General features: G+C 64.2%; 21 protein-coding genes. 6 read left to right on the top strand and 15 right to left on the bottom strand.

The features are described 5' to 3' along the window. Positions 1–42: 42 nt before the first annotated feature. The 5 genes from ACVDHE_RS12755 (at position 43) to ACVDHE_RS12735 (ending at position 4585) form a co-directional block, all read left to right on the top strand. Entirely contained in the window at positions 43–1230 is a 1188-nt protein-coding gene (locus ACVDHE_RS12755) for an ABC transporter ATP-binding protein (protein ID WP_213038341.1), read from the top strand. Continuing rightward, positions 1220–2101, top strand: a complete 882-nt coding sequence (locus tag ACVDHE_RS12750; RefSeq protein ID WP_458884776.1) for an ABC transporter permease — start codon at positions 1220–1222, stop codon at positions 2099–2101. The genes ACVDHE_RS12755 and ACVDHE_RS12750 overlap by 11 nt, the downstream gene beginning before the upstream one ends. Next, positions 2098–2964, top strand: coding sequence for an ABC transporter permease (locus ACVDHE_RS12745; RefSeq protein ID WP_418725153.1), 867 nt, complete (start codon positions 2098–2100; stop codon positions 2962–2964). The genes ACVDHE_RS12750 and ACVDHE_RS12745 overlap by 4 nt, the downstream gene beginning before the upstream one ends. Before the next feature lie 65 nt (positions 2965–3029). After that, positions 3030–4109 (top strand): ABC transporter substrate-binding protein, encoded by a 1080-nt coding sequence (locus ACVDHE_RS12740; protein ID WP_458884775.1) that lies wholly within the window; start codon positions 3030–3032, stop codon positions 4107–4109. Positions 4110–4189: 80 nt separating this feature from the next. Beyond that, a complete protein-coding gene (locus tag ACVDHE_RS12735) occupies positions 4190–4585 on the top strand; it encodes a thioesterase family protein (RefSeq protein ID WP_458884774.1) in 396 nt (131 codons plus the stop codon). A 246-nt stretch (positions 4586–4831) separates the two neighbouring features. On the opposite strand, the gene ACVDHE_RS12730 is transcribed toward ACVDHE_RS12735, so the two are convergent. From ACVDHE_RS12730 to pyrH, 10 genes are all read right to left on the bottom strand, one after another. After that, entirely contained in the window at positions 4832–5344 is a 513-nt protein-coding gene (locus ACVDHE_RS12730) for a ferritin (protein WP_325285050.1), read from the bottom strand. 54 nt (positions 5345–5398) lie between these two features. Beyond that, complete coding sequence (locus ACVDHE_RS12725; RefSeq protein ID WP_458884773.1) at positions 5399–9367, bottom strand: PolC-type DNA polymerase III; 3969 nt, start codon at positions 9365–9367, stop codon at positions 5399–5401. 75 nt (positions 9368–9442) lie between these two features. Next, the gene (ispG, locus tag ACVDHE_RS12720) at positions 9443–10480 is read right to left on the bottom strand and encodes a flavodoxin-dependent (E)-4-hydroxy-3-methylbut-2-enyl-diphosphate synthase (RefSeq protein ID WP_458884772.1); all 1038 of its coding nucleotides are present in this window, start codon (positions 10478–10480) and stop codon (positions 9443–9445) included. Beyond that, positions 10477–10995, bottom strand: a complete 519-nt coding sequence (locus ACVDHE_RS12715; protein WP_213038334.1) for a GNAT family N-acetyltransferase — start codon at positions 10993–10995, stop codon at positions 10477–10479. The genes ispG and ACVDHE_RS12715 overlap by 4 nt, the downstream gene beginning before the upstream one ends. Before the next feature lie 13 nt (positions 10996–11008). After that, the gene (locus ACVDHE_RS12710; RefSeq protein WP_458884771.1) at positions 11009–12073 is read right to left on the bottom strand and encodes a M50 family metallopeptidase; all 1065 of its coding nucleotides are present in this window, start codon (positions 12071–12073) and stop codon (positions 11009–11011) included. A gap of 20 nt (positions 12074–12093) precedes the next feature. Then, positions 12094–13239 carry a 1-deoxy-D-xylulose-5-phosphate reductoisomerase gene (locus ACVDHE_RS12705; protein WP_458884770.1) on the bottom strand — a complete coding sequence of 382 codons (1146 nt, stop codon included), beginning with the start codon at positions 13237–13239 and terminating at the stop codon, positions 12094–12096. Positions 13240–13288: 49 nt separating this feature from the next. After that, positions 13289–14164 carry a phosphatidate cytidylyltransferase gene (locus ACVDHE_RS12700; protein ID WP_458884769.1) on the bottom strand — a complete coding sequence of 292 codons (876 nt, stop codon included), beginning with the start codon at positions 14162–14164 and terminating at the stop codon, positions 13289–13291. Beyond that, positions 14161–14922 (bottom strand): polyprenyl diphosphate synthase, encoded by a 762-nt coding sequence (gene uppS, locus ACVDHE_RS12695; protein ID WP_458884768.1) that lies wholly within the window; start codon positions 14920–14922, stop codon positions 14161–14163. The genes ACVDHE_RS12700 and uppS overlap by 4 nt, the downstream gene beginning before the upstream one ends. A gap of 11 nt (positions 14923–14933) precedes the next feature. Continuing rightward, on the bottom strand, positions 14934–15491 hold the full coding sequence (frr, locus tag ACVDHE_RS12690; protein ID WP_325226242.1) for a ribosome recycling factor: 558 nt from the start codon (positions 15489–15491) through the stop codon (positions 14934–14936). A gap of 51 nt (positions 15492–15542) precedes the next feature. Then, complete coding sequence (gene pyrH / locus ACVDHE_RS12685; protein WP_213038329.1) at positions 15543–16259, bottom strand: UMP kinase; 717 nt, start codon at positions 16257–16259, stop codon at positions 15543–15545. Positions 16260–16534: 275 nt separating this feature from the next. Between pyrH and ACVDHE_RS12680 the strand changes: the two genes are divergently transcribed. Continuing rightward, entirely contained in the window at positions 16535–18091 is a 1557-nt protein-coding gene (locus tag ACVDHE_RS12680; RefSeq protein WP_458884767.1) for a helix-turn-helix domain-containing protein, read from the top strand. A 52-nt stretch (positions 18092–18143) separates the two neighbouring features. On the opposite strand, the gene yihA is transcribed toward ACVDHE_RS12680, so the two are convergent. The 5 genes from yihA to tig form a co-directional block, all read right to left on the bottom strand. Next, entirely contained in the window at positions 18144–18740 is a 597-nt protein-coding gene (gene yihA, locus ACVDHE_RS12675) for a ribosome biogenesis GTP-binding protein YihA/YsxC (RefSeq protein WP_325226237.1), read from the bottom strand. 16 nt (positions 18741–18756) lie between these two features. Continuing rightward, on the bottom strand, positions 18757–21177 hold the full coding sequence (lon, locus tag ACVDHE_RS12670; RefSeq protein WP_458884766.1) for an endopeptidase La: 2421 nt from the start codon (positions 21175–21177) through the stop codon (positions 18757–18759). Positions 21178–21240: 63 nt separating this feature from the next. Continuing rightward, positions 21241–22563, bottom strand: a complete 1323-nt coding sequence (gene clpX / locus ACVDHE_RS12665) for an ATP-dependent Clp protease ATP-binding subunit ClpX (RefSeq protein WP_458884765.1) — start codon at positions 22561–22563, stop codon at positions 21241–21243. A gap of 28 nt (positions 22564–22591) precedes the next feature. Then, on the bottom strand, positions 22592–23176 hold the full coding sequence (locus tag ACVDHE_RS12660; RefSeq protein ID WP_213038324.1) for an ATP-dependent Clp protease proteolytic subunit: 585 nt from the start codon (positions 23174–23176) through the stop codon (positions 22592–22594). Positions 23177–23367: 191 nt separating this feature from the next. Continuing rightward, positions 23368–24846: a trigger factor gene (tig, locus tag ACVDHE_RS12655; RefSeq protein ID WP_458884764.1), complete on the bottom strand. Its 1479-nt coding sequence runs from the start codon at positions 24844–24846 to the stop codon at positions 23368–23370. Positions 24847–24885 lie beyond the last annotated feature (39 nt).

Raw genomic sequence — 24885 nt, 5'->3', positions numbered from 1 at the left:
TATTTCCATATAAAATATGTATGAAGAAATGGGGGAGGATACATGTCCAAAGAGTTGATCCGCCTGCGGGATGTCTGCATGGCCTTCGACGACGAGCTGGTTCTCGACCACTTAAATCTTTATTTCAATGACAAAGAATTCCTCACACTGCTAGGGCCCAGCGGGTGCGGCAAAACCACCACGCTGCGGATCATCGGCGGCTTCGCGACACCTACGTCCGGAGACGTCCTCTTTGACGGTGTGAGGATTAATGACGTTCCGCCCCATAAGCGCCAGATCAACACGGTGTTCCAGAAGTACGCCCTGTTCCCCCATCTGAACGTCTTTGAAAATATCGCCTTCGGCCTGCGGATGCAGCGCCGGCCCGACCCCTCCGATCCCACCGGCAAGCGCAAGGTGAAGATCCCGGAAAAGGAGATCCGGGAGCGGGTCATGGAGATGCTGGAGATCATCAGCCTCAAGGGCTTTGAAAACCGCAAGCCGGACGCCCTCTCCGGCGGCCAGCAGCAGCGGGTGGCCATCGCCCGGGCCCTGGTCAACCGGCCCAAGGTCCTTCTGCTGGACGAGCCCCTGGGCGCATTGGACCTGAAGCTGCGCAAGGACATGCAGATCGAGCTCAAGCGCATCCAGCAGCAGGTGGGCATCACCTTCATCTACGTCACCCATGACCAGGAGGAGGCCCTGACCATGTCCGACACCATCGTGGTCATGGACAAGGGCTGCATCCAGCAGATCGGCACCCCCGAGGACATCTACAACGAGCCCAAGAACGCCTTCGTGGCGGACTTCATCGGCGAGTCCAACATCATTGACGGCATCATGGTCCGGGACAAGGTGGTGAAGATGTACGGCCGGGAGTTTGCCTGCCTGGACGGGGGCTTCGGCGAGAACGAGCCCGTGGACGTGGTCATCCGGCCCGAGGACATCGACATCGTCCCCGTGGACCAGGGCCAGCTGGTGGGTACCGTCACCTCCGTCACCTTCAAGGGGATGCAGTACGACATCATTGTGGACTTCCGGGGCTTCAAGTGGCTGATCCAGACCACGGACCACTCCCCTGTCGGCGCCCGCATCGGCATCAAGATCGACCCCGACGGCATCCACGTCATGAAAAAGAGCCAGTACTCCGGTATGTTCGGCGATTACTCCTCCTTCTCCGAGGAGTACGACGAGCTGGACGACGCCACCCTGGTGTCGGAGGATGAGGAGGGAAGCGAGGATGCGGAATAAGCTCTCCTGGTTCGCCGTACCCTACGTGGTGTGGATGGCGCTGTTCGTGGTGGCCCCCATCATCATGGTGGTCATCTACGCCTTCTCCACCGCCGACGGCGGCTTTACCCTGGCCAACTTCACCCGGATGGGCACCTATACGGTGGTGTTCACCCGCTCGTTCAAGCTGGCGCTGGTAGCCACGCTGGTGTGCCTGCTCATCGGCTATCCCATCTCCTATATCATGAGCCGGGAGGGCCGGCAGTTCCAGCGGGTGGGCATGGTGCTGGTCATGCTGCCCATGTGGATGAACTTCCTGCTGCGGACCTACTCCTGGATGTCCATTCTGGAGAACAACGGCCTTTTGAACCAGTTCTTCCAGAACATCGGGCTCATCGATCTCTACAACCAGATCGCCATGCGCCTGGCCGCGGACCCCTCCGCCTATGAGCCCATCACCCACTTCCAGATGCTCAATACCCAGGGGGCCGTGGTGCTGGGCATGGTGTACAACTACCTGCCCTTCATGATCCTGCCCATCTACTCCGTGATCTTAAAGCTGGACCGCTCCCTGATCGAGGCGGCCCGGGATCTGGGCGCCAACACCTTCCAGGTGTTCCGGCGGGTGATCCTGCCGCTGAGCCTGCCCGGCGTCCTCTCCGGCATCACCATGGTATTCGTTCCCTCCGTGTCCACCTTCGCCATCAGCAAGATGCTGGGCGGCGGCACGGAGCTGCTGCTGGGCGATCTGATCGAGCAGCAGTTCATGGGCAACGCCTATAACCCCCAGCTGGGCGCGGCCATTTCCCTGGTGATGATGGTCATTGTGGTGGTGTGCATGTATGTGATGAATCGCTTCGGTGAGGGCGAGGAACAGGCGGTGATGCTGTGAAAAAGAATCACGTGTTTGTCAACCGCCTGTTCATGGCGCTGGTGTTTCTCTTCCTGTACGCCCCCATCATCCTGCTGATCATCTTTTCCTTCAACGCCGGCAACAGCAACACCGTCTGGAAGGGCTTCTCCCTGGACTGGTATCAAAAGCTGCTCCATGACCGGCTGATCATGCAGAGCGTCTACACCACGCTGCTGGTGTCCCTGCTGGCCACCGCCATCGCCACCGTGGCCGGCACCTTCGCCGCCATCGGCTTTTACGCCATGCGCCGGCGGGTGCGGGAGCCGCTGATGACCGTCAACAACATCCCCATGATGAACGCGGACATCGTCACAGGCGTCTCCCTGTGCCTGTTCTTCGTGGCCTTCTTCGGCTTCTGGGGGGACTTTGCGGCCTGGTTCAACGGCTTGCAGTCCCTGTTCCGGCTGCCCACCCGGCTGACCATGGGCTTCGGCACACTGCTCATCGCCCACGTCAGCTTCAACATCCCCTATGTGATCCTCTCCGTCGGTCCCAAGCTGCGGCAGATGGACAAAAACCTGGTGGACGCTGCCCAGGACCTGGGCTGCACCTGGATGCAGGCCTTCTTCAAGGTCATTCTGCCGGAGATCAAGCCCGGCATCGTCTCCGGCGCCCTGACGGCCTTCACCATGAGCATCGACGACTTCGTCATCAGCTACTTCACCGCCGGCTCCTCCGCCTCCACCCTGGCCATGACCATCTACGGCATGACCAAAAAGCGGGTCAGCCCGGAGATCAATGCCATTTCCACGCTGCTGTTCGTGACGGTGCTGATCCTGCTGGCCATCGTGAACCTGCGGGAGGCCCGGCAGGAGCGGCGGCGGGAGCTGCGGCGGATCTGAATGGTCCCATGGCCTTTTGGCCTTGAGATAGAACACTTTCAAACAAACACTGGAGGAATGATCAATTGAAAAAGACGCTTGCCTTGGCCCTTGCCATGATGATGGTGGCCGCCATGACCCTGACCGGCTGCGGAAGCGGCAAAGAAGAGCGGGTCGTCAACGTGTGCAGCTGGGGTGAATACATTGACGAGAACCTGATCTACCAATTCGAGGAAGAGACCGGCATCAAGGTCAACTACCAGACTGCCGAGAGCAACGAGGCCCTCTATTCCCTGCTCAAAACCGGCGCCGGAGACTACGATGTCATCGTCCCCTCTGACTATATGATCGCCCGGCTGATCGCCGAGGACATGCTGGCGGAGCTGGACTACAGCAGCATCCCCAACTATGAAAAGATCGACGCCCAGTACAAGGGCCTGAGCTTCGACCCGGAGAACAAGTACACCGTTCCCTACACCTGGGGCACCCTGGGCATCATCTACAACACCACCATGGTGGACGAGCCCATCACCAGCTGGGACGCCATGTTCGACGAGAAATATGCCGGCAACGTGCTGATGATCCGCAACTCCCGGGACGCCCTGGCCGCCGCCCTGCTGGACCTGGGCTATGACCTGAACACCACCGACGAATCCCAGATCCGGGAGGCCTATGAGCTGCTGGCCTCCGCCAAGGAGAAGGGCGTGTACCAGGCCTTTGTCATGGACGAGGTGTTCCAGAAGATGGAGGGCGGCAACGCCGCCATCGCCATGTACTACGCCGGTGACTACCTGACCATGCTGGAGAATAACCCGGACCTGGCCTATGTGGTGCCCGAGGAGGGCAGCAACTGGTTCGTGGACGCCATGTGCATCCTCAAGGGCGCCCAGAACGTGGAGGAGGCCCATGAGTGGATCAACTTCATCGCCTCCACCGAATCCAACCTGGCCAACATGGACTATATCTGGTATGCCTCTCCCAACGCCGAGGCTCTGGAGGGCTACCCCGCCTACTACGAGGAGACCTACGGCGAGCCTCTGGACATGGAGCTCTATGAGATCATGGCCGCTCCCAGCGACGTGCTGAGCCGCTGCACCCTGTACGAGAATCTGCCCGCCGAGACGCTGACGCTGTACAACGACCTGTGGACGGAGTTGGGCATCTGACCCCATGAAAAAAGAACCACGGCGCTGGCTTCCCGGCGCCGTGTTCCTTTTCACAAACTTCATACATCGGAGGAACCCATATGATCGTCATTGGAACCAAATGCCAGCTGCAGACAACCGTGACCGAGTCCCTGACGGCCTCCGCCGTGGGCTCCGGTGCCCTGCCGGTGTTCGGCACGCCCTTCCTGTGCGCCCTGATGGAAAACGCGGCAATGACCTGCCTCCAGAGCTTTCTGGAGGAGGGCCAGGGCAGCGTGGGCACCCACCTGGACGTGAGCCACGACGCCCCCACCCCCATCGGCATGACCGTCTGGGCCGAGGCGGAGATCACCGCCGTGTCCGAAAACGGCCGGATGGTGGACTTCGCCGTGAAGGCCTGGGACGAGAAGGGCCCCATCGGGTCCGGCACCCACACCCGGGCCATCATCAAAAACGAGAAGTTCCTAGCCAAGTGCAACGCCAAGCTGGACAAGTGACCCATGCAAAGCAAGAGCCGCGCCCCGATCGGGGCGCGGCTCTCAGCGTATCGAAAAAGTCTTTTCGACACGCTGAGCAAGTTTTCTGAACCTTTAAAAGGTTCAGAAAACTGATGATTGAAAACGAAAGGAACCCTTCCTGGGTTCCTCTCGTAACTCTCTTCCTTCCCGTCGCGCAAGTTTTTCTCCTTTTTGGACAAGCTCAAGAGCCGCGCCCCGATCGGGGCGCGGCTCTTCTCTGTTCCCTTACAGCACCAGGGACGGCGCGGAGTAGACCCGTGCGGCCAGCTCGCTGTTGAGCATGTACAGGCTCTTGGGGTCGGAGCCGAACAGTTCCATCTTGGAGATGAGGTCGTTGGCGTTGGTCTCCTCCTCCCCCTGCTCCTTGACGAACCAGTCCAGAAACTGCATGGTGCGGAAGTCCTTCACCTGGTAGGCGGCGGCGTAGATGTCGTTGATGAGGCCGGTGACATACAGCTCGTGGGCAAGGCCCGCCTTCAGCACGCCCATGTCGCTCTCCAAAGCCACGTCGGGCTTGGCGATGGCCTCCAGGGTGACGGCGGCGTTGTTGTTGTGGAGGTACTGGTAGAAGAGCATGGCGTGGTCCCGCTCCTCCTGGGCCTGGATCTTGTACCAGTTGGCAAAGCCGTCCAGCCCTCTGGCCGCGAAGTAGTTTGAGAAGTCCAGATACAGATAGGCGGAGTAAAATTCCTTGTTCACCTGCTGGTTCAGCAGGTCGCGCACGGTCTCGTTCAGCATAGGGATACCTCCAAAAATAAAGTGATGTATGGAACGCGGCCTCTGCCGCGGGGTTCAAAACAGCGTCAGCTGGCTGGTCTCCGCCATGCCGGCGAAGGCGCCCAGGGCCTTGAGCTGCTCGATGTGGGTCTTGGAGAGCTTGTTGCAGCACATGGCGAACTCCTCGATGGAGATGAACTCCTTCCCCTTCCGCTTTTCCACCGTGTCGATGGCCGCGGCCTCGCCCAGGCCGTGGACCGTGGTGAAGGGCGGCAGAAGGCCGTCCTTGGTCACCTTGAACTTGGTGGCGTCGGACTCGTAAATGTTGATGGTGTCGAAGTGGAAGCCCCGGAGGTAGAACTCGTAGCACACCTCCAGCGTGGTCAGCAGGTTCTGCTCCACGGCGGTGGCGTCCTTGTTGTTCTCGATCTCCCGGATCTTCCGCTTCACCGCGTCCAGACCCGCGCAGCAGTACTCCGCGTCGAAGGCCTTGGCCCGGACGGAGAAGAAGGTGGCGTAGAAGGCCAGGGGCTCGTGGACCTTGTACCAGGCGATGCGGAAGGCCATCATGACGTAGGCCACGGCGTGGGCCTTCGGGAAGAGATAGCCGATCTTAGCCAGGGACTCGATGTACCACTCGGGCACCTCGTGCTCCCGCATGGCCTCCACCCAGCCCTCGTCGAAGCCGCCCTTTTTCACCTTGCCCTTTCGGACCTTCTCCATGATCTTGAAGCTCATCTTGGGGTCCAGGCCCTTGGAGATGAGGTAGAGCATGATGTCGTCACGGCAGCCCACGGTCTCCAGAACGCTTGCCGTGCCGCTGACGATCAGGTCCCGGGCGTTGCCCAGCCACACGTCGGTGCCGTGGGAGAAGCCGGACAATCGCACCAGGGTGTTGAAGTCCTTGGGCTGGGTGTCCACCAGCATCTGGCGGGTGAACCGGGTGTTGAACTCCGGGATAGCCACGGCCCCGGTGGGGCCCAGGATCTCGTCGTTTTCGTATCCCAGGACCTTGCTGGAGGTGAAGATGGACATGGTATCCGGGTCGTCCAGAGGGATGTCGTGGGGGTCCACGCCGGTCAGGTCCTGCATCATGCGGACCATGGTGGGGTCATCGTGTCCCAGCATGTCCAGCTTCAGGAGGTTGGCCTCCATGGAGTGGTATTCAAAGTGGGTGGTGATGGTGTCGGAGTCATCGGCGTCCGCCGGGTGCTGGACCGGACAGAAGTCCTCCATGTCCATGTCGTCGGGGACCACCACCAGGCCTCCGGGGTGCTGGCCGGTGGTCCGCCGGACGCCCACGCAGCCTTGGGTCAGGCGGTTCTCCTCCGCCCGGCAGGCGGTGATGCCGTTTTCCTCCAGGTACTTCTTCACGAAGCCGTAGGCGGTCTTTTCCGCCAGGGTGCCGATGGTGCCGGCCCGGAACACCTGGGTCTCGCCGAACATCTCGATGGCGTGGCGGTGGGCCCGGGCCTGATACTCGCCGGAGAAGTTCAGGTCGATATCCGGCACCTTGCCGCCGCCGAAGCCCAGGAAGGTCTCGAAGGGGATGTCGAAGCCGTCCTTGACGTACTTCGTCCCGCAGACGGGACAGACCTTGTCCGGCATGTCGGCGCCGCAGCCGTAGGACCCGTCCAGGATGAATTCGCTGTTCTTGCAGTTGGGGCAGCGGTAGTGGGGCGGCAGGGAGTTGACCTCCGTGATGCCGGACATATAGGCCGCCAATGACGAGCCCACGGAGCCACGGGAGCCCACCAGGTAGCCGTTCTCCAGGCTGCGCTGGACCAGCTTTTGGGCCGACATGTACACCACGTCGTACTTGCCCAGAATACCGCCCAGCTCCACGTTCAGCCGGTCCACGATCAGCTTCGGCGGGTCCTCGCCGTAGAGCCGGTGGACCTTGTCCCACACCAGGGTGTTGAGCTCCTCCTCGGAGTTTTCAAGGCGCGGCGGGAACAGGTCCTTGGGCAGCAGCTCGAAAGACTCCACCATGTCGGCGATCTTCCGGGGGTTGGTGATGACCACCTCATAGGCCTTCTCCTCCCCAAGGTAGGAGAACTCCCGGAGCATCTCGTCGGTGGTCTTGAAGTAGATGGGCAGCGGCGCGTTGGCGTCCGGGAACTTCTTGGAGGCCAGGAGGATGTGGCGGTAGACCTCGTCCTCCGGGTCCAGGAAGTGGACGTCGCCGGTGGCGCAGACGGGCTTGCCCAGCTCCTCGCCCAGGCGGACGATGGTGCGGTTGAACTCCCGCAGGTCCTCCTCGGACCGGGCGTCGCCGTTGCGGAGCATGAAGGCGTTGTTGCAAAGGGGCTGGATCTCCAGATAGTCGTAGTAGGAGGCGATGCGCTTGAGCTCCTCCCAGTCCTTGTGGTCCGCCACGGCCCGGAACAGCTCGCCGGCCTCGCAGGCGGAGCCCACGATGATGCCCTCCCTGTGCTCGTTGAGCAGCGTCTTGGGGATGGTGGGCACCCGCTTGAAGTACTTGAGGTTGGAGGCGGAGATCATCTGGTAGAGGTTCTTGAGGCCCACCTTGTTTTGGGCGATGAGGATGATATGCTTGGGGAAGCGGTTGGTCTTGTTCCCCAGGGGCCGCAGCTTCTCCATTTCCTTGTTCACGGCCTGGAGGGTATCCACCCCCCGCTCGTGGAGCATCTTCCAGAAGGGGATCAGCATATAGCCCACGGTGGCGGCGTCGTCGCTGGCCCGGTGGTGGTTGAAGGTGGGCAGCTCCAGCCGGTCCGCCACGATGTCCAGCTTGTACTTCCCCAGGTCCGGCAGCAGGTTCTGAGCCAGGATCAGGGAGTCGATGTAGGTGGGCGTAAAGGGCAGACCCACCTTCTTGCAGCCCGCCCGGATGAAGCCGATGTCGAACTCGGCGTTGTGGGCCGCCAAGGGCCGCCCGCCCACGAAGTCCAGGAAGGCCGTCAGGGCCTCCTTCAGCTGGGGCGCGCCCCGGAGCATCTCGTCGGTGATGCCGGTGAGGCCGATGATCTCCGGCGTCAGGTGCCGGTTGGGGTCCACGAAGGTCTGGAACCGCTCGCAGACCTCCCCATTGCGCAGCACCACGGCGCCGATCTCGGTGATGGCCTCCCGGTCTACCTTCAGGCCGGTGGTCTCGATGTCAAAGCACACGATCTCCCCGTCCAGAGGGCAGTCCTGGCCGCCGTGGACCACCACCCGGTCGTCCAGGTTGTTGACAAAGTACCCCTCCACGCCGTAGAGCAGCTTGATCTTGTCCCCGGCGGCGTGCCAGGCGTCCGGGAAGGACTGGGCCACGCCGTGGTCCGTGATGGCGATAGCCGGGTGGCCCCAGCGGATGGCGGTCTCCACCGCCGCCTTGGTGTCCGTCAGGGCGTCCATGTTGCTCATGCGGGTGTGCAGGTGCAGCTCCACCCGCTTCTCCGGCGCGGTGTCCTCTCGCTTGGGATGGTCCGTGATGCAGATGTGGTAGGGGTTGAGCTGGATGTCCTTGCCGTCCCAGGTGGGCTCCATCTTGCCCTGGACCAGCAGCCACATGCCGGGCTTGATGGCCCCCTCCAGCTGCTGGGCCTCCTTCTCCGTCAGGTTCTTCTGGACGGTGACGGAGTTGGTGTAGTCGGTCATGTCGAAGCTCAGCCGCCACATGCCCGGCCGCCGGGTCTCCCGGCACTCGAAGGCAAAGACCTTGCCCTCCACCGTGGCGGTGCCCATCTTCAGGTCCAGGTCCTTCATGGGGCCGGGCCGGGACTTGATGGGCTTGCCCATGAGCACCTTGCCGGGCTTGGGGGCCTCCTTCTTCCCGCCGTTTCCGGCGGAGGCCGCCGGGGCGGCAGGCTCGAAACGGGGCTGCGGGGCCTTGCACACGGCCTCCACCTCCACGGTCCGGAAGCCGTAGACCCCGGAGAGCAGGCGCTTGAGCTCCGCCGCCTCCGCCTCCCCCAGTTCGATCTGGGTGGTCAGGTGCAGCTTCAATGCCATGGCGGCCTGGTCGATGGAGGCGCTGTTGATGACGGCGCCCGCCAGGGCCAGGCGCAGCTCACCGGACAGCTGCAGCTCCGTAAACATTTCAAAAAACGGGATATCTCTTGACATGCTTGCCTCTCTTGTACGCATTCTTTCAAACGGACCTCCATGGCCCGGTCACAGCTTCTCGATCTCCTCCATCAGCTTGTCCACAAGCTGCTCTTGGGGGACCTTGTAAAGGATCTCCCCTTTCCGGAAGATCAGGCCCTCGCCCTTGCCGCCGGCGATGCCGATGTCCGCGGCGGCGGCCTCGCCGGGGCCGTTGACGGCGCAGCCCATCACCGCCACAGTGATGTTCTTTTCGCAGTTCATGAGCCGCCGCTCCACCTCCTCGGCCATGGGAATCAGATCGATGCGGGTGCGGCCGCAGGTGGGGCAGGCGATCAGGTTCACGCCCTCCTTCCGGAGGCCCGCCGCCCTGAGGATCTTCTTGGCGGCATAGATCTCCTCCACCGGGTCGGCGGTCAGCGTCACCCGGATGGTGTCCCCGATGCCCATGCACAGCAGGCCGCCGATGCCCATGGCGGACTTCACCATCCCCATAGAGGGCGTGCCCGCCTCGGTGACGCCCAGGTGCAGGGGATAGTCCGTCCGCTCGGAGAGCAGCCGGTAGGCCGCCATGGTCAGCGGCACGTCGGAGCACTTGACGGAGATGCAGATATCGTCAAAGTCGAACTTGTTGAGAAGGGCCACGTGGCCCATGGCGCTCTCCACCAGCGCCTCGGCGGTGACGCCGCCGTACTTGGCCCGCAGCTCCTTTTCCAAAGACCCGCCGTTGACGCCGATGCGGATGGGGATGCCCTTGCTGCGGCACATGTCCGCCACGGCCTTGACCTTGTCCTCCCCGCCGATGTTGCCGGGGTTGATGCGGATGGCGTCGACGCCCCGCTCGGCGCACGCCAGGGCGTACTTGTAGTTGAAGTGGATGTCGGCGATCAGGGGGATGCGGATGCGCTCCTTGATCTTGTCCACCGCCTCCGCCGCCGCCTGGTCGGGGATGGCCACCCGGATGATCTCGCACCCGGCGGCCTCCAGGGCCAGGGTCTGGGCCACGGTGGCGTCCACATCGTCGGTCTTGGTGTTGCACATGGACTGAATGGAAACGGGGGCGCCGCCGCCCACCGGCACAGCGCCCACCATCAGTCGTTTCGTCATGTCCGTTCCTCCTTCAGCAAGGCGTAGACGCAGGCGTCCGTCACCTGTCCGTTTTTGTACACAGCAGCGCGCCGGGTCCCCTCCAGGGTGAACCCGGCTTTTTCCAGCACCCGGCGGGAGCCGGTATTAGGGGCGAACACCTCCGCCTGGATGCGGAGGATGTCCCAGACGGAGAAGGCCAGGCGGCACATCCGCCCCACCGCCTCCGTCATGATGCCCTGGCCCCACCAGGCCCGGCCCAACCAGTAGCCCAGCTCCGCGCTCCTCCGGCCCACGTCGGTGCCGAGGGTCACGGTGACGCAGCCCACGGCCTCGCCGCCGAGGGCGATGGCCCGGCACAGCTGGTCCCGGCCCTCCCGATCCATGCAGTCCCGGAGGAACCACGCCGCGTCCGCCGGGGTGTAGGGGCTGGGGAACACGTCCCGGAGGTTGGCAGCCACGGCCGGGTCGTCGGCCCAGCGGACCAGGGAGGCGGCGTCCGCCTCCTCCCAGGGCCGCAGCACAAAGTCCGTCACGGCGTCCGCCTCCTCACCGGATCAGCTTGAACACATCCTGGAAGGTGACCACCGCCATGAAGCCCATCAGCACCACGAAGCCCGCGGTATTGACGGCCATCTCGTACTTCTCCGGGATCTTCTTCCGGAACAGGCGGAAGGCCAGGGTGTCCACGATCAAAAAGAAGATCTTCCCCCCGTCCAGGGCGGGAATGGGCAGCAGGTTCATCACCGCCAGGTTCACGGCGATCATGGCGGCGAAGTACAGGATGTTCTCCACCGCGTCCCGGAGGGTGGGAGACTCCGACCCCACCTGGGTGATGGCGGAGACGATGCCCACCGGGCCGCTGAGGTCCTCCATCCCGGCCTCGCCGGTAAAGAACATCTGCAAGCTCAGCCGCACGATCCGCACAAAGTCGATGGTGTTGAGCCAGCTGGTGCGCAGCTTGGCGCCCAGGGTGGCCTTTTCCACACCGATGGTCCAGCCCAGTCCCTGGTACGGCTCGCCGTTTTCGTCGGAGTAGGTGCCGTAGGCCAGGGGGATCTGGCCCAGGTCCACCACCTCCCCGTCCCGGCGGACCTCCATGTCCACCAGACCGTCGCCGTCCAGGCTCAGCAGCAAGCTCACGTCGCTGTACAAATACACCCGCTCGCCGTTGATGGTCCAGAGCTGGTCCCCGGGCTGGAGACCGCCGTCCCCCTGGGCGGGGAACTCCGGCGCGAAGTCCAGGACCTGGGTGGTGTAGAAGGCGGCGGTGCCGCTGTACAGGATCAGCACGATCAAAAGGCCCGTCAGGAAATTCATGATGGACCCGGCGGCGAAGATCAGCGCCTGCTTCCAGAAGCCCTGACGGGTCAGGGACCGCTCGTCGTCAGAGGTGCTGTCCTCTCCCTCCATGGCGCAGAAGCCCCCGATGGGCAGCGCCCGCAGGGAGTACTCCGTCTCCCCCACCGTGCGGCCCCAGATCTGGGGCCCCATGCCGATGGAGAACTCGTTGACCCGCACGCCGCAGAGCTTGGCGGTGATAAAATGGCCGAACTCGTGGACGGCGATCAGCACGCCGAAGATCAAAATGGCCGCCAGGATATACAAAATCATGCGCGTTGCTCCTCAAATTCTTAAAATCGTGCCCGGACCACGTCCCTTGCGGCGGCGTCCGCCGCCAGGATATCCTCCAGGGCTGGGTCCTGCCGCACGCCCACCTGCTCCCGGGCCAGGGCCACCAGGCGGGGAATGTCGTAAAAGCCGATCTTCTCCGCCAGAAACAGTCCCACCGCCTCCTCGTTGGCGGCGTTCAGCACGGCACAGGCGGTGCCGCCCGCCTCCGCAGCCTCCTCCGCCAGCGAAAGGCAGGGAAACACCTCCCGGTCCGGCCGGGCAAAGGTCAGCGGCGGGCAGGTCAGCAGGTCCAGGGGCTCCGCCGGGCTCTCGCCCCGGTTGGGATACGTCATGGCGTAGCGGATGGGCAGGCGCATATCCGGCGTGCCCAGCTGGGCCAGCACGGCGCCGTCCCGGTACTCCACCAGGGAGTGGACAATGGACTGGCGGTGGATCACCACCGACACCTGGGAGAGAGGCAGGCGGTACAGACGCATGGCCTCGATGATCTCCAGGCCCTTGTTCATCAGCGTGGCGCAGTCCACGGTGATCTTGGGGCCCATGGTCCAGTTGGGGTGGCGCAGGGCGTCCGCCCGGGTCATCCGACCCGCCTCTTCCCTGGTCATGCCGTAGAAGGGCCCGCCGGAGCAGGTCAAAATCAGCCGCCGGATCTCCCGGCGGTCGCGGCAGCCCTGAACGCACTGGAAGATGGCGGAGTGCTCGCTGTCCACCGGCACGATCTCCGCCCCAAAGCGGTCCGCCGCGTCCATGACCAGCTGCCCGGCGCAGACCAGGGTCTCCTTGTTGGCAAGAGCGATGCGCTTTTTCGCCTCAATGGCGGCCAGGGTCGGCTTCAGGCCCACCATGCCCACCACGGCGGTGACCACCGTGTCCGCCTCCGGCAGCACGGCGGCCTCCAGCAGTCCCTCCGGACCGCCGATCACCTTCGTACCGGTGTCCGCCAGCCGCACGGCCAGATCCCTGGCAGCGGCCTCATCGGTGAGGACCGCCAGGGACGGACGGAATTTCCGCACCTGCTCCTCCACCCGGTCCACGCTGGACCGGGCGGTGATCGCCGCCACCCGCAGGCCCATCTGCTCCGCCACGTCCAATGTCTGGCGGCCGATGGAACCGGTGGAGCCCAAAATGGAAATCGTTTTGCTCATAGTCTATTCCTCAATGCTGAAAACAATCCTAAAATCCGCAAAGCGTCCCTCAGAGCAGCTGTAACAGCAGCCACACGAAGGGCGCCGCGAAGGTCACGCTGTCGAACCGGTCCAGGATGCCGCCGTGGCCCGGCAGCAGATGGCCGTAGTCCTTGACGCCGAACTCCCGCTTGATGACGGAGAAGCTCAGGTCCCCGATCTGGCTGACGGCGCTGCCCACCAGACCGAAAAACAGGATCTCCCGGGGGCCCATGAACGCGTCGGTGATGATATGCGCGCCGATCCAGGTCAGCAGCAGCGTGCCCAGCACGCCGCCGATCAGTCCGCCCACGGCGCCCTCCACGCTTTTCTTGGGGCTGACACGGGGGGACAGCCTGTGTTTACCCAGGGTACAGCCCACAAAGTAGGCCAGGGTATCGCTGCCAAAGGAGACGCAAAGGGGCAGAAAGACCATGATCCGGCCGACGATCTCTCCGCCCTCGCTGCCGTATGCCATCCGCAGCCGCAGCAGGCAGCTGAGCATCAGCGGGAACACCAGCCCGGCAAACACCGCGGCGGTCAGGACGGCAAAGGGCACGGGCCGCTCCCTGTCGTACCGGAGGATGGCCACTACGAACAGCGCCAGCACCAGCACCGCCCCCAGCAGCCCCGTCAGGGGCAGGACCGGCAGGGCGGTCAGCTTCGCGTACCGGATGGACTGCTCCCCGTACACACACACCGGCACCAGCGCCGCCGCCAGCACCGTCAGCGGGAGCAGGGGCTTCCCCGCCTCAGCGGCCACGGCGTGCATCAGCTCCCAGGCGCCGACGGCGCACATCAGGGCCAGCAGCACCATGGTCGCCCAGTCCGGGGCCCAGCCCAGCACCAGCAGCAAAAAGGGGATGCCCACCACGGCCACCAGGACCCGCGCTTTCAGAGAACTCATTTTTTCACGCCTCCAAATCGTCTGTCGCGGCTTTGATAGGCCGCGATGGCCCGGTCCAGCTCCGCCTCGTCAAAGTCCGGCCAGAGGGTGTCGGTGTAGTAGAACTCCGCGTAGGCGCACTGCCAGAGCAGGAAGTTCGAAAGCCGCTGCTCCCCGCTGGGCCGGATGATGAGCTCCGGGTCCGGGATGCCGGCGGAGTCCAGATAGGAGGAGAACAGCGCCTCGTCCAGGTCCTCCGGCCGCTTCTCTCCCGCCGCGCACTCCGCGGCAAAGCGCCGCGCCGCCCGGAGGATCTCGTCCCGGCCGCCGTAGTTGAGGCAGACGTTGGCCTGGAAATCATCCTTGGACAGGTGCTCGGTGATCTCGTCGGTCTCCCGGGCCAGGGCCCGCAGCTCCGGGGCGATGGGGGTCATGTCCCCGAAGAAGTGGAGCCGGATGTGGTCCCGCTCCATGGTGTCCACCGCCTCCAGCAGATACTTCTTCAGCAGCAGCATGATGGCGCCCACCTCGCTCTCGGAGCGCTTCCAGTTCTCCGTGGAGAAGGCGTAGACGGTCAGATACTGCACACCTAGTTCCTTGCAGTAGGTGGCGATGCGGCGGAAGGTCTCCGCCCCGGCCTTGTGGCCGGCGGTGCGGGGCAGGCCCCGGCGGGTAGCCCAGCGGCCGTTGCCGTCCATGATGATGGCGATGTGCCGGGGGACCCCCATCTCCTTGGAACAGGGCAGGCCGGCGGCCTGCCCTGTCTCGTTTTGTCTCATACGTTCTGCCATCAGACCGCCATCAATTCTTTCTCTTTCTTGGCCAGCAGGTCGTCCAGCTTCTTGCAGCTGTCGTCGGTGAGCTTCTGCAGGTCCTTTTCCACCTGCTTCATCTCATCCTCGGTGATCTCCGCCTTCTTCTCCTGCTTCTTGAAGTTGTCCATGGCGTCCCGGCGGATGTTGCGGATGGCCACCTTGCCGTTTTCCGCGTACTTGCGGATCTGCTTGACCAGCTCCTTGCGGCGCTCCTCGGTCAGCTGGGGGAAGCTCAGGCGCAGGCTGCGGCCGTCGTTCTGGGGATTGATGCCCAGGTCGGAGTTCTGGATGGCCTTCTCAATGGACTTGACGGCGCTGGTGTCCCAGGGCTGGATCAGCAGCGTCCGGGGGTCCGGGGTGGAGATGGCCGCGATCTGCTGGATGGGGGTGGGGCTGCCGTAGTAGTCCACCATGATCCGGTCCAGCACGGCGGCGTTGGCCCGGCCCGCCCGCACGGAGGCGAAGTCGGCGGCCACAGAGTCGATGCTCTTTTGCATCTTGTCCTCGTACTTCTTGTATTCGTCCTTCAACATCCTGTGTTCCTTCCTTTCATGTCGAAAACTTGGGGCAGCGGCGTCGCCGCGTCATTCCTTCACGATGGTGCCCACGTTCTCTCCGCACAGAGCCCGGATGATGTTCCGGGGGTCCTTCAGGGCGAAGAGCAGCACCGGGATGTGGTTGTCCATGGAGAGGGACGTGGCGGTGGAGTCCATCACCATCAGGTGCTGGGCCAGCACGTCGTCGTAGCTGATGGAGTCGTACTTCACGGCGGTGGGGTCCTTCACCGGGTCGGCGTTGTACACGCCGTCCACGTTCTTGGCCAGCAAAATCACGTCGGCCCCGATCTCCGCCGCCCGCAGCACCGCCGCGGTGTCCGTGGAGAAGAAGGGGTTGCCGGTGCCGGCGCCGAAGATCACCACTCTTCCCTTCTCCAGGTGCCGGATGGCCCGGGAGCGGATGTAGGGCTCGGCGATGGCCCGCATCTCGATGGCGGTCTGGACCCGGACGGGGATGCCCTTCTGCTCGCACACATCCGCCACGGCCAGGCAGTTCATCACCGTGGCCAGCATGCCCATGTGGTCGGCACGGGTGCGCTCCATCTTGCCGCCGCTGTTCTTGGCGCCCCGCCAGAAGTTACCGCCGCCGATGACCAGACCCACCTGGACGCCCATGTCCAGGCACTCCTTGAGAATATCGCAGACCTGGCTGATGACCTCAAAATCCAGGCCGGAGTGCTTGTCGCCGGCCAGGGCCTCGCCGCTGACCTTCAGCAGCACCCGCTTGTAAACAGGCTTTGCCATGGTAAAATCCTCCCTCTGCTTGCAGTCCATGATAACGGCTATATTTTACCGTATTTTTCGCCGTTTGCATAGGGGGGTACGAGAAGTTTTTCCCGGAAAAAGCCGGGGCGCCGGGCCGGCCCTTTGGTCCTGAACCAAGCGCGCCCCCGTGGGGCGGGAGGCGGTTTTCCGGCCCGGAGCCGGATTTTTTCCCGCCGCAACCGATATTCGACACCCGGGTGGTGGCCTTTTCCCCGGAAATCTGCTATCCTGGAACCAGCAAAGGAGGAATGTCCATGACGCTGGGACAGCGGATCAGTGGGTATCGAAAGGCCCTGGGCGTCTCCCAGGAGGAGCTGGGGGCCCGGCTGGGCGTGAGCCGCCAGGCGGTGAGCAAGTGGGAGACCGGCGCCGCCGCGCCGGATATGGAGAATTTGCTGGCCCTGGCCCGGGAATTCGGCGTCAGCGTGGCGGAGCTGACCGCCACGCCGGAGCCGCCCGCTCCGGCAGAGGCCGCCGGAGGGCCGGAGCCTCCTCCCCCGCCCCGGCGGCGGGGCTGGTGGATCGGAGTGGCGCTGGTCCTGGCACTGCTGGTCTTCATGACGGGGACGCTGATCGTCCTGGGCCTCCGCTCCACAGCGGGGCAGGTCAGCGACATCCCGGAGCCGGTGGACGCGGCGTTCTATCTCACCTGGCAGGTCCCCCGGCTGGGACATCAGGCGTGGTATGAATACCTGTCCCTGGGCGCTCAGGAGGGCACTTTCCCCTACGGCACCTCCCTGGTGCTGACGGAGCCGGAGGAAGTGCTGGATACGGACGACTCCCTCTCCACCCTCCACCGGGCGGACTGCGGGGACCTGCATCTGGAGTACCTCCACACCGGTTATGACCCGGAGCAGGATCCGGAAGCGCCGGAGCGGGAATTCATCACCAAGATCACCACCATCGTGCCGGGGTACACCACCCCCTGTGGCATCGGCGTGGGCGACACCAAGGAGGATGTCCTGCGATCCTACGGCGACGAGCTGGTCTACTGCCTCAAGGAGCAGGACGGGTATTCCCTGGTGAAGCACGACTACTATTACGCCTTTCAGACACCGGAGACCTTCGGACAGAGCCTGTGCCTCTATATACGGGACGGGCTGGTGGCGGGCATCAAGCTGGAGCATATGTTGGACGCAGGGAATACGGCCTACGCCCCCAACAACGTGACCCGCTTCCCTCTGGCGGACGGCGAGCCGGACTTCTCAGCGCTGCAGGAGCCGGAGCGGGAGGAGATCAGTGACACCCGGAGGGTCTACATCGCCTGGAACCGGCTGGTGACCGACAGCAATCTCTCCGCTGAGGAGCGGTACGCCTGCCGGCGGGACGTATTCAGCCTGCTGCCGAATATGGACTGGGGCGAACTGCGGCAGATGGGCAGCGCGGAAAATCCGGACGACGCCATTTTCGGTTTGATGACCTGGCTGGAGGACCAGGCTTCCTACTCCTCCGCCGAGATCCTGTGGCTCCAGATGGGCTGCACCGCCCAGGGGCTGGACGGGGCCTATACGGAGGGCTACTGCCGCATCCTCTCCCGTGCCCTCTTCTCCGACCCGGTGACCTTTTCCAAGTCCCTGGCCGCGGAGGGCGCGGATGAGACCGGAAAGCGCAGCGCCCTCCACCTCACCGCCTACGACGCGGACCTGTACCCGGCGGATCTGGAAAAGGCTTTGGCCACACTGGATGCCGCCCTGGCAGACAACGCCTTCACCGACGCGGAGCGGGGCTGGGCGGAGCTGCTGCGGCTGTACCTGACCACGCCCCTGGAATCGCGCGGGGATCTCCCCGCCTCTCCGGCGGAACTGGGCTGACCGGCCGGACAGACGGCGCGGGGGAACGGCGTTGCCGTTCCCCCGCGCTGTCTTATTGCTCGCCGGCCGCCGTCAGCAGCCGGATCAGGGCGTCCTTCCCCTCCCCCTTCTCCGCGGAGAAGGGCACCAGGGCGTCGGCCTCCGTCAGCTCCAGGGTCTCACGGATCAGCGCCAGGGCCGGTTCGATCTGGCTCTTTTTCAGCTTGTCCAGCTTGTTGGCCACAATGATCTCCGGGCAGCCGGACTGGCGGAACCAGTCGTGCATGGTCACGTCGTTGGCCGTGGGCTTGTGGCGGATGTCCACGATCAGCACCCCGGCGGTGATGCGGCCGGTCTCCTCCTGGAAATAGCTCTCCATGAGGCGGCCCCACCGCTCCTTCTCCGCCTGGCTGACCTTGGCGTAGCCGTACCCCGGCAGGTCCACCAGGTAGGCCCGGCTGTCCACCAGGAAGTAGTTGATCTGGGTGGTCTTGCCCGGGGACGCGCCCACGTAGGCCAGGTTCTTCCGGCCCACCAGTCGGTTGATGACCGAGGACTTTCCCACGTTGGACCGGCCCGCAAAGGCGAACTGGGGCAGGCCGTCCCGCAGGAAGTGGTCCCGGTGGGAGGCGGAGCGGACGAACTCCACTTTGTTGAAATTCAAAGCCATGTACAGGTGTTCTCCTTTACTGCCGCAGAGCGGCGTCTCCCCCGTTTTCCCGGCCGGGCAGGGGCGCGAAGGCAGCCACCGGCCGCTCCTCGTGGACCGGGGCGGAGACCTCCGGGCACAGCGCCGCGGCGAACACCTGGTCCACCGTCTCCACCGGCACGAAGTGCAGCGCGGAGCGGACCGTGGGGTCGATCTCCTCCAGATCCCGGACGTTGTCCTTGGGGATCAGGACCGTGCCGATGCCGTTGCGCAGGGCGGCCATGGTCTTTTCCTTCAGTCCGCCGATAGCCAGCACCCGGCCCCGGAGGGTCACCTCGCCGGTCATGGCGACGCCCGCCCGGATCTTCCGCCCGGTCAGGGCGGAAAGCATGGCCGTGGTCACGGCGATGCCGGCGGAGGGGCCGTCCTTGGGCACCGCGCCCTCCGGGAAGTGGACGTGGATATCCAGGGTCTTGTGGAAGTCGGCGGGCAGGTTCAGCGCCGCGGCGCGGCTGCGGAGGCAGCTGAGGGCCGCCTGGGCGGACTCCTTCATCACGTCGCCCAGGTTGCCGGTGAGCTCCAGCTTGCCCGAGCCCTCCATGACGTTGACCTCCACCTCCAGAATCTCGCCGCCGGCTTCGGTCCAGGCCAGGCCGTTGACCACGCCCACCTCCTCCCGGTCCGTGTGGAGGGCCGGAGGATAGGGCTGGCAGTCCAGCAGCTTGGGAAGGTCGTTTTCCGTAACGGTGATCCGCTTTACATCGCCTGTCAGCAGGCGCATATCGGCCTTGCGGCACACCGCCGCCAGCCGCCGCTCCAGCAGGCGGACGCCGGACTCCCGGGTGTAGTCCCGGATGATGGCGCGGATCACGTCGTCGCCCATGCGCACCGCGCCCTTCTTCAATCCATGGGCGGCCAGCTGCTTGGGCAGCAGGTGGCGCTTGGCGATCTGGAGCTTTTCCTCGTCGGTGTAGCTGCTCAGGCGGATGACCTCCATCCGGTCCAGCAGGGGCCGGGGGATGGTGTCGGTGGTGTTGGCGGTGGTGATGAACAGGACCTTCGTCAGGTCCACGGGAATCTCCAGGAAGTGGTCCCGGAAGGCGTAGTTCTGCTCGCCGTCCAGCACCTCCAGCAGCGCCGCCGCCGGGTCGCCCCGGTAGTCGCTGCCCAGCTTGTCGATCTCATCCAGCAGCAGCAGCGGGTTCATGGACCCGGCGCGGCTGATGGCCTCGATGATGCGGCCGGGCATGGCGCCTATGTAGGTCTTGCGGTGGCCCCGGATGTCGGCCTCGTCCCGGACGCCGCCCAGGGAGAGGCGGGCCAGCTTGCGGTTGAGGGCCTTGGCCACGGAGATGGCGATGGAGGTCTTGCCCACGCCCGGCGGGCCCACCAGGCAGAGGATCTGCCCCTTGGCGTCGGGGTTCATCTGCCGGACGGCGATGGTCTCCAAAATCCGCTCCTTCACCTTTTCCAGACCGAAGTGGTCCTTCTCCAGCACCTTCCGGGCGGCCTCCACGCTGAGACGCTCGCGGGTCTCCACGTTCCAGGGCATCTCCAGGCACACGTCCAGGTAGTTGCGGATGACGGCCCCCTCGGCGCTGCCGAAGGGCTGCTTGGAGAGCTTCGTGACCTCCTTCAAAAGGTGCTTCTCCGTCTCCTCGTCCAGCTTGAGGGCGGTGATCTTCTCCCGGTAGGCGGTCAGCTCATCGGTCTCGGTCTCCTCGCTCTCTCCCAGCTCGTTCTGGAGGACCCGGATCTGGGTGCGCAGGATCTGCTCCCGCTGGGAGCGGACCAGCTGGTCCCGGACCTTGCTCTCCATCTCGTGCTCGAAGCCCAGGACGTTGTTCTCCCGGGCCAGGAAGCCGTTGAGCTTGCGCAGGCGGATGTAGGGGGAGAACTCCTCCAGGATCTCCTGCTTGTCGGTGTACCGCAGGCTGATGTTCTGGGCGATGTAGTCCGCCAGGAAGCCGGGGTCCCGGCTGTCCATGACGGTGGAGAGGACCTCGTCGGCCACGCCGCCGGCCATCTGGGCGTACTCCCCGAAGAGGGTGTACGTCTGGCGCAGCAGGGCCTCGGTCCGGGGGCTGCGCTGGAAGGCCTCGGAGTACGTCTCCTCGGGGATGGCCTCCACGTTGGCCTGGAGGTAGGGCGTGGTCTGCCACAGCCGCTTCAGCCGGGCCCGCTGGCTGCCCTCCACCACGCAGCGGACGGTGCTGCCCATCCGCAGCAGGTGGGAGATGTGGGACACGGTGCCGATCTCATAGAGGTCGGCCTCCCCGGGCTCGGCCGTGCCGATCTCCCGCTGGGTCACCAGGAAGATGTCCTGGTCCGTCTCCATGGCCCGCTCCAGGGCGGCGATGGAGATGGGCCGCTCCACATCGAAGGTCAGGTTCATATGGGGGAAAACCGTCAGGCCCCGGAGGGCCAGGACGGGGATGTTCCAGTTGCTCAGTTCCATGGGCGGTTTCCTTTCTTGGAAAAAAGACAGGGGGAAGGGCACCGCGTCCCTTCCCTCTGCGCTTTAAGAAGCCGACGCGGGGGACGAGGAACCGGAGACCGGTTTGCCCTCTCCCTTGCCGGTGTTCAGTTTCACGGAGTAGTTGATCTTCCGGGGGTCGTGGGTCAGGACGGGCTGCCCCTTCCCCTCCACGCAGTCCCGGGTGATGACCACCTTGGCGATGGTGGGGTCGGAGGGCACGTCGTACATGATCTGGGTCAGCATCCCCTCCATGACGGCCCGCAGGCCCCGGGCGCCGATGTTCCGGGCGATGGCCTGGTCGGCGATGGCCTCCAGGGCCTCCGGCTCGAACTCCAGCTCCACGTCGTCGTACTCCATCAGCTTCTTGTACTGCTTGACCAGGGCGTTCTTGGGCTCCGTCAGGATCCGCACCAGATCCTCCCGCCGCAGGGCGTTGAGGGGCGCGATCACCGGCAGGCGGCCCACCAGCTCCGGGATCAGGCCGAACTTCAGGATGTCGTGGGGCTGGACCTCGTGGAGAATCTTGCTGATGTCCTTGTCCTTCTTCCCCTGGACGTTGGCGCCGAAGCCGATGGACTTCTGGTCCAGGCGCTTTTCGATGATCTTCTCCAGACCGTCAAAAGCGCCGCCGCAGATGAAGAGGATGTTCTTGGTGTTGACCTGGATGAACTCCTGGTGGGGGTGCTTGCGGCCGCCCTGGGGCGGCACGTTGGCCACGGTCCCCTCCACGATCTTCAAAAGCGCCTGCTGCACGCCCTCGCCGGACACGTCCCGGGTGATGGAGGTGTTCTCGCTCTTGCGGGCGATCTTGTCGATCTCATCCACGTAGATGATGCCGTGCTCGGCCCGCTCCACGTCGAAGTCCGCCGCCTGCAGCAGCCGCAGCAGGATGTTCTCCACGTCGTCGCCCACGTAGCCGGCCTCGGTGAGGGTGGTGGCGTCGGCGATGGCAAAGGGGACCTTCAGGATCCGGGCCAGGGTCTGGGCAAACAGGGTCTTGCCGGAGCCGGTGGGGCCCAGCATGAGAATGTTGCTCTTCTGGAGCTCCACGTCCTCGTCGCCGCCGAAGAAGATGCGCTTATAGTGGTTGTAGACCGCCACGGACAAGGCCACCTTGGCCTCGTCCTGGCCGATGACGTACTGGTCCAGCACGTCCTTGATCTCCCGGGGCGTGGGGAGCTGATCGGGGATATCCTCCAGCGCGCCGCTGCCGCTGTCCTCGAACCCGTCGTTGAGGATGCTCATGCAAAGCTGCACGCACTCGTCGCAGATGCGCACTCCGGGCCCCTGGATCATCCGGTGGACCTGGCTCTCATGCTTGCCGCAGAAGGAGCACCGCAGGGTCTTTTTGCCGTCGTCGTTCATGGTATTACCTCGTTTTCAGGATTTGCGCTTATTTTTTGTTGCGGATGATCTTGTCCACCAGACCGAAGTCCAGCGCCTCCTGGGCGGTCATCCAGTTGTCCCGCTCAGAGACCTCCTTGATCTGCTCGGCGGTCTTACCGGTATTCTGCGCCAGGATCTCATTCAAATTCTTCTTGATCCGCAGGAAGTGCTCCACATCGATCTCCATATCCGTCACCTTGCCCTGGGTGCCGGCGGAGGGCTGGTGGATCATGATCTCCGCGTTGGGCAGGGCGAAGCGCTTGCCCTTGGCGCCGGAGGAGAGCAGGAACGCGCCCATGCTGGCGGCCATGCCGATGCAGATGGTGGACACGTCGCACTTGACATACTGCATGGTGTCGTAGATGGCCATGCCGTCAGTGACGGAGCCGCCGGGGCTGTTGATATAGAACTGGATATCCTTGTCGGGGTCCTGGGCCTCCAGATACAGCATCTGGGCCACCACCAGGCTGGCGGTGGTGGCGTTGACCTCCTCCCCCAGGAAGATGATGCGGTCGTTCAGCAGGCGGGAGAAGATGTCGTAGGACCGCTCGCCGCGGTTGGTCTGCTCCACCACATAGGGTACTAAGCTCATTGGTATAACCTCCTTGAATCTGCGCCGTGTACCGGGCGCGCTCGGACAGGAATATGGCAAAAGCGCCCCCGCCCCTTTCGGGCCGCCGGCGCCCCTGCCAACGCACGTGCCCCTATCCTACTACAAAGGCCGTGCGGGAATCTGTCAAATTCGCGGGAACGCCCCCGGACCATTGGACAGGATACCCGGAATCACTTGGATTCAGCGCTCTCCTCGTCCTCTTTTTTCTCAGCGGCCTTCTTGGTGGACTTGCGGGCGGGCTTCTTCTCCTCGCCCTCGGTCTCCTCGGCCTTCTTCGCGCTCTTGCGGGCGGGCTTCTTCTCCTCGCCCTCGGCCTCCTCGGCCTTCTTGCTGGACTTCCGGGCGGGCTTCTTCTCCTCGTCCTTCTTCTCCGGCTTGGTGGCCACGGCGCTGTCCACCACCACGGCAACGGCCTTCTGGGTGGTGACCTGGTCCTTGACCTGGTCGGCCTGGAGGTACTTCTTCACCATCTCCAGATCCATGCCGTACTGGTCGGCCATCTTCTTGAACTCGGCCTCCACTTCCTCGTCGGAGACCTCGATGTTCTCGGCCTTGATGATGGCGGCCAGGGCCAGATCCAGGCGCACCTGCCGCAGGGCGGGCTCCTTGGCGTCCTCCAGCAGCTTCTGCTCATCCATGCCGGTCATCTTCATGTACTGGTCATAGGGGATGCCCTGCTGGGCGATCTGCATCTTGAAGTTCTCCAGGAACTGACGGGCCTGGCCCTCCACCATGGCGTCGGGCACATCGGCGGTGATGCCCTCCGCCACCTGCTCCATCAGGGCGTCCTCAAAGGCGCGGTCGGCGTCCTTCTGGCGCTCCTCGGTGATCTTCTTCTTCAGATCGGCCTTCAGGTCCTTGAGGGTGTCGAACTCGCTGACGTCCTTGGCGAACTCGTCGTCCAGGGCGGGGACCTCCTTCTCCTTGACCTCGTGGACCTTCACCTTGAACACCACGGCCTTGCCGGCCAGCTCGGGGGTGTAGTCCTCGGGGAAGGTGATGTCGATGTCCTTCTCCTCGTCGGCCTTCATGCCGACCACCTGCTCCTCAAAGCCGGGCACGAAGCTGTGGGAGCCCAGCTCCAGGCTGTGGTTGGTGCCCTTGCCGCCGTCAAAGGGCTTGCCGTCCAGGAACCCCTCGAAGTCGATGACGGCGGTGTCGCCCTCCTTGGCCTCCCGGTCCACGGACACCAGACGGGTGTTGCGGTCCTGGAGGATCTTCACCCGCTCGTCCACGTCGGCGGCGGTGACCTTCACCTCATCCTTGGGGGCGGACAGGCCCTTGTACTGGCCCAGGGTCACCTCGGGATAGACGGGCGCGGTGGCCTTGAAGGTGAAGCCCTCCTTGGTGCACTCGCCCACCAGCTCCACGGTGGGATAGCCCACGACCTGCAGCTCCTGCTCCTTCACCGCGGCCTCATAGGCCTCGGGGAAGGCGGCGTTGATCGCTTCCTCATAAAACACCTCGGCGCCGTACATCCCCTCGATGATCTTCCGGGGGGCCTTGCCGGGGCGGAAGCCGGGCACATTGATCTTGCGGCGCATCTTCTGATACGCCTTCTCAACGGCGGCCTCAAACTCTGCCGCGCCCACCTCGATGGTCAGCACGACCTGGCTTTTCTCTACTTTTTCGCAGCTTTTCACACTCATGTCGTTTACTCCTCCGTTCATCACCGGTCGGGCGCCGGT

This window comes from Dysosmobacter sp. Phy, from assembly GCF_054476235.1.
This window is presented reverse-complemented; position numbering and strand designations above follow the sequence as displayed.